Annotated in this window: 2 protein-coding genes; both read left to right on the top strand. The window is 36.3% G+C overall.

Translation table 11 applies throughout. The features are described 5' to 3' along the window. Positions 1-849: T9SS type A sorting domain-containing protein (locus ACOVQ4_RS17700; RefSeq protein WP_421821945.1), on the top strand; the 849-nt coding region annotated here is incomplete at its 5' end. A gap of 113 nt (positions 850-962) precedes the next feature. Beyond that, positions 963-1566 (top strand): lipopolysaccharide biosynthesis protein (locus ACOVQ4_RS17695; RefSeq protein ID WP_421821944.1); only part of this gene is annotated, 604 nt, incomplete at its 3' end.

Below are 1566 nucleotides of genomic sequence, written 5' to 3'. Positions count from 1 at the left end.
TTTCAATGGGTACGTGAAGATACTGCTCCCGATTCGGGCTATCTCTTTATATATAACCTTGCCTTTGACCCACAAAACAATATTTACATAGGCGGTTTAATATCAGGATTAAATCTGGTCAGTTTTTTAGGTTTTTCAGTTTCTGAGACTATTATACCTGGATTTGTCATGAAGACCAATCCTGATGCTAGTCAAGTACTTTGGAGTACTTATCATAATAAGGGATCACAAAACAGAGGTGCCATAGTGCTCAAAGGTAATGAGTTGGCGTTTACTAGTTATGGTTTTGGTATCGATTTTACTTGGGGCACTCAAACCTTGAACATCTCTGGTCCTAATCAAGGTCAAGAAGCGATATTAGCACGTTTTAACAAAGACACGGGTGCTTGTATTGGACTGACCAAAGTGCCAGGCAGTTTGGGTTTTAATGATCATGGTGCGGCGCTCACTGTAGATGCCTCTGGCGATTATATCTTGGGGGGTTATATGGGAGGAACGTTGTTTTTTGATAATAACCAACAAATCACCAATATAGGTTCGCAGTCGGATTTTTTTGTGGCTAAATATGCTACTGAAGCGTGTCAGCCACTATCGGTAGTTGACCAAGACGAAAAACGCATTACACTTTATCCTAATCCCACACGTGATAGGGTACAATTTGATAATAGCCAAGCGGGTATAACACGCGTGTCTGTTTATAATTATTTAGGACAAGAGGTAATGCTACCATTAGATTGTACTAGTGTACCCGAAGTGACCATCGAAATGAGTGGCTTATCGAAAGGGGTTTACTTGGTACGACTGGAAGGAGCAGGTGTTAGTAATACAGTAAAGGTTATGCGGGAGTAAAGTGTTACGATGTACTAAAAAAATTTATTTATCAAAAAGAGTCAACAATCGTTGGCTCTTTTTTTATTCATTCAATTTAATACCTATTTTTGTTCTTTCTATAATAACACACTTTGAGTTTATCTAAATCGCTTTTCAAACAAACGGCTATCTACGGATTAGCAACGGTTTTACCAAGGATAATTAGTTTTATTCTCAATCCTTTATTTGTAAAATATTTACCCGATAGAGCTGCGAATGGCGATGTAGCACTAATTTTTGCTTATTTGGTTTTTTTCAATGTCATTCTGGCTTATGGAATGGAAACTGCTTTTTTTAGGTTTTACAACAAGGAAGAAAATAAGAAATCCGTCATTTCAACTGCAATGGTCTCCTTGTTTTGGTCGTCAATTGCGTTTTTATTTATTGGTTTACTTTTCCGAAAAACGGTAGCCGATTGGACCAATATCAACATTGAAAACATCACTTATGCTATTTGGATATTGGTTTTAGATGCGTTGGTTATTATTCCGTTTTCGCGATTAAGAGCCGAAAAAAGACCAATGAAATATGCAGTCATTAAAATATTTAATGTCACCATAAATTTGCTACTCAACGTTTTCTTTTTGATTTTTTTACCAAAATGGGTTCAAAATCCAAACTATTCCTGGTTAAAAATGTTGTACTACGAAAATTTTGAAGTTGGCTATGTTTTTGTTGCTGGTTTAATTTCAAGTT

Source organism: Flectobacillus sp., from assembly GCF_049240685.1.
In the GTDB taxonomy this organism is placed as follows: Bacteria; Bacteroidota; Bacteroidia; order Cytophagales; family Spirosomataceae; genus Flectobacillus.
The sequence above is the reverse complement of the archived record's forward strand: the minus strand, read 5'-3'. Positions and strand labels throughout refer to the sequence as shown.